This window comes from Intrasporangium chromatireducens Q5-1, from assembly GCF_000576575.1.
GTDB classification, from domain to species: domain Bacteria; phylum Actinomycetota; class Actinomycetes; order Actinomycetales; family Dermatophilaceae; genus Intrasporangium_A; species Intrasporangium_A chromatireducens.
The window spans coordinates 1-5,394 of record NZ_AWQS01000248.1 but is presented as its reverse complement, the minus strand read 5'-3'; the positions used below and the strand labels follow the sequence as shown (position 1 = coordinate 5,394).

At 71.7% G+C, this 5,394-nt stretch carries 6 protein-coding genes and 1 riboswitch; of the genes, 1 reads left to right on the top strand and 5 read right to left on the bottom strand.

Features of this window, described 5'->3' with window-relative positions:
- Positions 1 to 63: 63 nt before the first annotated feature.
- From ssuE to N864_RS18775, 3 genes are all read right to left on the bottom strand, one after another.
- Entirely contained in the window at positions 64 to 630 is a 567-nt protein-coding gene (gene ssuE / locus N864_RS18785; protein WP_034720760.1) for an NADPH-dependent FMN reductase, read from the bottom strand.
- Between the two features lie 67 nt (positions 631 to 697).
- Positions 698 to 1,189: a CoA-binding protein gene (locus N864_RS18780; protein WP_034720769.1), complete on the bottom strand. Its 492-nt coding sequence runs from the start codon at positions 1,187 to 1,189 to the stop codon at positions 698 to 700.
- A 32-nt stretch (positions 1,190 to 1,221) separates the two neighbouring features.
- A complete protein-coding gene (locus N864_RS18775) occupies positions 1,222 to 2,517 on the bottom strand; it encodes an O-acetylhomoserine aminocarboxypropyltransferase/cysteine synthase family protein (RefSeq protein WP_034720756.1) in 1,296 nt (431 codons plus the stop codon).
- Between the two features lie 236 nt (positions 2,518 to 2,753).
- A riboswitch (SAM riboswitch) is annotated at positions 2,754 to 2,843 on the bottom strand.
- Positions 2,844 to 3,271: 428 nt separating this feature from the next.
- Between N864_RS18775 and N864_RS18770 the strand changes: the two genes are divergently transcribed.
- The gene (locus N864_RS18770) at positions 3,272 to 3,865 is read left to right on the top strand and encodes a biotin transporter BioY (protein WP_034720754.1); all 594 of its coding nucleotides are present in this window, start codon (positions 3,272 to 3,274) and stop codon (positions 3,863 to 3,865) included.
- A 107-nt stretch (positions 3,866 to 3,972) separates the two neighbouring features.
- On the opposite strand, the gene N864_RS18765 is transcribed toward N864_RS18770, so the two are convergent.
- Both N864_RS18765 and N864_RS18760 read right to left on the bottom strand, forming a co-directional pair.
- Positions 3,973 to 4,575 carry an energy-coupling factor transporter transmembrane component T family protein gene (locus N864_RS18765; RefSeq protein ID WP_155893017.1) on the bottom strand — a complete coding sequence of 201 codons (603 nt, stop codon included), beginning with the start codon at positions 4,573 to 4,575 and terminating at the stop codon, positions 3,973 to 3,975.
- A complete protein-coding gene (locus N864_RS18760) occupies positions 4,572 to 5,270 on the bottom strand; it encodes an energy-coupling factor ABC transporter ATP-binding protein (RefSeq protein WP_034720749.1) in 699 nt (232 codons plus the stop codon). Before N864_RS18760 ends, N864_RS18765 begins: the two co-directional genes overlap by 4 nt.
- Positions 5,271 to 5,394 lie beyond the last annotated feature (124 nt).

The following is a 5,394-nucleotide window of genomic DNA, read 5'->3' as shown; positions in this document are numbered from 1 at the left end:
GACGTTTTCGGTATGCCGCTGACCGGGCTCGCGATGCTGCCGCGGTCGGTGGGTGGCTCGGCCTCAGGCGGACAGGGCCGGTTCGGTCAGGCTCGACTGGGTGGTGGACGACTCTGCGACGAACTGCTCGACGGCCTGGTGGACCGCTCGTCGGGCCGTGGGGTCGCTGATCCCGCGGCCGGGTCCCTCCTTGACGAGGTGGGTGTCGAGGACGAACCGGCCGGGCGCGACGTGCCGCGGCGAGAGGGACTGCAGGACCGGGCGGAGCGCGTAGTCGATCGACAGCAGGTGCGCGATCGTCCCACCGGTGGCGAGCGGCAGGACCGCCTTGCCGGCCAGCGCCTTCTGCGGCAGCAGGTCGAGGAAGGTCTTCAGGACGCCGGAGAAGGACGCCTTGTAGACCGGGGTGCCGATGACGAGGGCGTCGGCGAGATCGACTGCGGCCAGGGCGTTCTGAATCGCCGGGTGAGTGGTGTCGGCGCGCAGCAGGGCGGCCGCGGGCAAGTCGAGCACGTCGATCCGGGTCGCCGTGTGGCCGCCCAGGTCGAGGTGCTGGGCGGCGTCGTCGAGCAGGGCGGCGGTGCGAGATGGGCGCGACGGGCTGCCGCTGAGCAGGAGGAAGGAGGTCACGGGGTCTCGTTTCGAGAAGTCGTGGGCCGCGGACTGAGGGCCTCGGCTCGGGGGGCGATGGTGGGTGTCAGGTTCGGCGCCGTCGGGAGCTGATGACGCCGGTGTCGAAGCCGGCGAGGTGCAGCCCGCCGTGGAAGCGGGCGTGCTCGATCTTCAGACATCGGTCCATGACGACCGTCAGGCCGGCCTGCTCGGCCCGGGCCGCGATGTCCTCGTCCCAGAGGCCGAGCTGGAGCCAGAGGGTCGAGGCGCCGACCGCGATGGTCTCCTCGAGGACCTGGGGCAGGTCGGCCGGCTTGCGGAAGACGTCGACGAGGTCGGGGACGCCGGGGAGCGCATCGAGGGAGGGGTAGACGGGCCGGCCGAGGATCTCGGTGGCTCCGGGGTTGACGAACCACACCTCGTACGCCGCCGTGGAGAGCAGGTAGGTCGCGACGAAGTTGCTCGCCCGGGCCGGGTTGGCCGAGGCACCGACCATGGCGACGGTCCTGGTCCGGCGCAGGATGCCGAGCCGGTCACGCGCCGAAGGCGGGGACCACGCCGTGGTCGTGGGCGGCATACCCGATCCGGGGTTGTTGGTGGCGCAGGTGCTCACTGTGGCTCCTTGGTGGCGAGCGTCAGGGCCTGGCCGAGGTCCCAGAGGATGTCGTCGATGTCCTCGATGCCGACGCTGATCCGGACGAGGTCGGCGGGGACGCCGCACGCGACGAGCTGTGCGTCGCTGAGCTGCTGGTGGGTCGTGCTCGCCGGGTGGATGACGAGGGTCTTGGTGTCGCCAATGTTGGCCAGGTGGCTGCACAGCTCGACCGATTCGATGAACCGCTGGCCCGCGATGCGTCCGCCGACGACGCCGAAGGACAGGACCGATCCCGCGCCGTGCGGCAGGTAGCGACGCACCCGGTCAGGGTGCGAATAGCCGGGCAGCCCGGCGTAGCGAACCCACGCGACCCGGTCGTCGGCAGCGAGCCACTCGGCGACGCGCTGGGCGTTGGCGACGTGCGCGCGCATCCGCTGCGGTAGGGTCTCGAGCCCGACGAGGAGCTGGAAGGCGCTCGTGGCGGGCAGGCTCGAGCCGATGTCTCGCAGCTGTTCGCTGCGCAGCTTGGTCAGGAAGCCGTACTCGCCGAAGTTGTCCCACCAGCGCAGCCCGTTGTAGGAGGCAACGGGCTCGGTCATTGTCGGGAACCGGCCGTTGCCCCAGTCGAACCGGCCGGAGTCGACGACGACACCACCGAGGGTGGTGCCGTGCCCGCCGATGAACTTGGTCGCCGAGTGCACGACGATGTCGGCCCCGTGCTCGATCGGTCGACACAGCCAGGGTGTCGCGGTCGTGGAGTCGACGACGAGGGGGACCCCCGCGGCGTGGGCTGCCTCGGCCAAACCGGCGAGGTCGGCGACCTCGCCGGAGGGGTTGGCGAGCAGCTCGACGAAGACGAGCTTGGTCCGCTCGGTGATCGCGGCGGCGTAGTCGGCCGGGTCCGTGCCGTCGACGAAGGTCGTCTCGACGCCGAACCGGGCCAGGGAGACCTTGAGCTGGTTGATCGTGCCGCCGTAGAGCTGCGCGGACGCGACGATGTGCTCGCCAGCACCGGCCAGCGCGGCGAAGACGAGGTATTGCGCCGCGAGCCCGCTGCTCGTCGCGACGGCCCCGAGGCCGCCCTCCAGGCTGGCCATCCGCTCCTCGAACGCCGCGACGGTCGGGTTGGAGATGCGGCTGTAGACGGTGCCGTACTTCTGCAGCGCAAAGAGGTTCGCGGCATCCGCAGAGTCCTCGAAGACGAAGCTCGTGCTCGCATAGATCGGCACCGCACGGGCCCCGGTGGTGGGGTCAGGGCCGCCCCCGGCGTGAATGGCGCGGGTGGCGAAACCCCAGGTGCGGTCGGTCATCTCGGCATCTCCAAGGATCGGTTGGATAAGGGGCGCAGAGAGCGATCCCCGACGTGCGTCGGCGGCATCGCACGGTGCCCGGCCCCGATCGGGGCCGTTCAGTGCGGAACTGGGCAGGAGGGCGTCAGCCGCGGCGACACATGACGCTGCGAGTGCGCTCGAGGTCGACGTGCAGCCGACGCACGAGAGCCAGCGAGCGAGCTGGAACGCCTTGGCACTGAGCCGAGTTCATGGGGACCTCATCGATCCTGGCATTAGCACCGGCCCCGTTGGGGTGGTTGCTGCGGCGTTGACGAGCCAGGTCTCTAGGCCGCTCTGGATGGATAACCCGATGGAACCGCCCCGGACGCGGCCGTGTCAATAGGCGGAAATGTGATCTCGTCCACTGGGCCGCCCCTGCGCAGCGTTTCGGCGCCGGGAGCCACGCCGTACCGGACTGGCACGGTTGGGCGCTGCCACAGGTGCCGACCAGCTGCGCCGACATGGCCGGGGGGTTGAGCGCGCTCCCATGCCAAGTGGCGCGGCCGCGCGAGCCGGCGACGCCTGCAGCTGTGCCATCCATCACAGCGACGGTCGGGTTCCCTTGCCCGAGAGGATGATTGCCGGCACAGCCAAGAGCTCCGAGCCACTACGTCGCGCTTGGACCCGTGCGGGCCGGCTTCCCGCTTTGCGACGCGGACGGCAGGGCTGGCGAGTTCGTCGGCCGGCCGTTCGCGGTGTTGGATGAACCGCTCGAGTCCACTTGGAGTAGCCCATGCACACTTCCTCGAACCGAACCCGTGATCTGGCGTTGACGGCGACGTTTGCCGCGTTCATCGCGGTGCTCGGCCTCGTGCCGGCCTTCTCCCCATTCGGGTTCCCGGTGCCGATCACGCTGCAGTCGCTCGGGGTCATGGTGGTCGGCGCGGTGCTCGGCCCGCGCCGTGCGGCGGCCGCGGTGCTGTTTTTCCTGCTGCTGGTCGCGTTGGGGCTGCCGCTGCTCGCCGGCGGCCGCGGCGGGCTGGGCGTCTTCGCCGGACCGAGCGCCGGCTACCTGCTCGGCTTCCCGGTGGCGGCTGCCGTCATCGGGGCCCTGGTGTATCGCCGCGGCGCCCCCTACCAGCTCGGCCACGGGCTGGTAGCCACCGTGATCGGCGGCATCATCGCGCTCTACGCGATCGGGGTCCCGGTCACCGCGTGGCGCGCCGGGATCAGCCTGCCCGCAGCAATGTCCGGCAGCGCGCTGTTCCTCGTCGGTGACCTCGCCAAGGCGGTCCTGGCCGCGGTGGTCGCCGGTGCCGTGCACCGCGCCGACCCACGCCTGCTCCCGTCCCGTGCGCCGGTAGACACCTCCGCCGTCCCCGTGTGAGACAACAACAGTGGGAATGCCGCTGAGCGCGGTTGCGCTCGGCCCGGCAGTCGCGCGCCGGTGGGTGGGCTTGGCCGGGGAACTCGCGTCTCGCGGGTAGTTGGTCGTTAGTCGTCCACGCCGCGGGCGATCAGCGCCTCGCCGACCCGGTCGGCGTGCCGCAGGCTCCGGACCACAAGCGGGACGAGGAACGCGACCGGGCGGGTCGCCGCGCCGCGGGCCAGCTGCGCGTCGCGGACCTCTCCGGCCAGACGCGCCACGACGGGCACGGACCGGATCCCGAGGGAGACGAGCAGCCCGACCCGCTCGGGCTCGACCCCGAACCGGCGCAGCGGACCACTCCCGCGCACCACGACCTCGATCAGGTCATCGGTGCGGGTGGTCAGGCTCACCAGGGCCGCCAATGCGACCAGCGCGAGGAGGTTCCCGCAGGTCACCACAGCCCGTTCCCACCCGGCGACCACGATCTGGAGAACGCCGATCGCGGCGACGAGCAACGCGACAGCCCGCAACTGCACGGCCAAGCAGCGCCACGTGAGACGCGCCACGCCGTACAGCCCGGCCACACAGGCGAGCAGCAGCAGGCTCTGCCACCAACGCCCGAGCAGGACCGTGCCCAGCCCGGCCAGCACCAGGCCGGTCAGCTTGACCCCGGCCGGTAGCCGGTGGACCGGCGAGTCCCGCGGGACGTAGGTCGCCAGCACGGTCACGGCAGCACCAGTGCCCGGTAGTGCGCGGTCGCGTCGACCGGTGCCCCGTCGCACACGACCCGGCCGGCGTCGAAGACGAGGACCCGGTCGAACCCGTCGAGCAGGTCCAGGTGGTGGGTGACCAGGACCACCTGCGGCTCCATCCCGGCCACGAGATCGCGAACCGTCCGGGCGTTGGCCAGATCCAGCAGCGTCGTCGGCTCGTCCATCACCACGAGGGACGGCTCGGTGATCAGCACCGCCGCCAACGCGAGCAGCTGCTTCTGCCCGCCCGAGAGCAGGTGCGCCGGCTGGGACCGGTACGGCGCGAGGCCGTACAGCTCGAGGGCGGCCTCGACCCGCCGGGCCACCTCGGGTTTGGGCAGGCCGTGCCGGCGCAGGCTGAAGGCGAGGTCCTCCTGCACGGTCGGCATGACGATCTGCGCGTCCGGGTCGGTGAAGCAGAACCCGACCCGGCGGCGAATCGCCCGCGCGTCGCGGGCGGTGTCGAGCCCGTCCACGGTGACCCGTCCCGTGGACGGGACGACGAGCGCGTTGAGCATCCGGGCGAAGGTCGACTTGCCCGAGCCGTTGCCGCCGATGATCCCGACCCGGTGCTCGGTCAGCCGCACCGTGACCTCGCGCAGCACCGTCGTCGCGCCACCAGCGGAGGTGGGGTAGGCGTGGCCCACCCCGTCGAACTGGATCACGGGCATGCGGCTACCACCAGCGCGGTTCCCTGTCCTCCGCCGGCGGCGATGGCGGCCAGCCCCACCCGGCCCCGGCGCTGCCGGACCAGCTGGGTGAACAGGCGCACCATCAGGACCGCGCCGCTGGCGC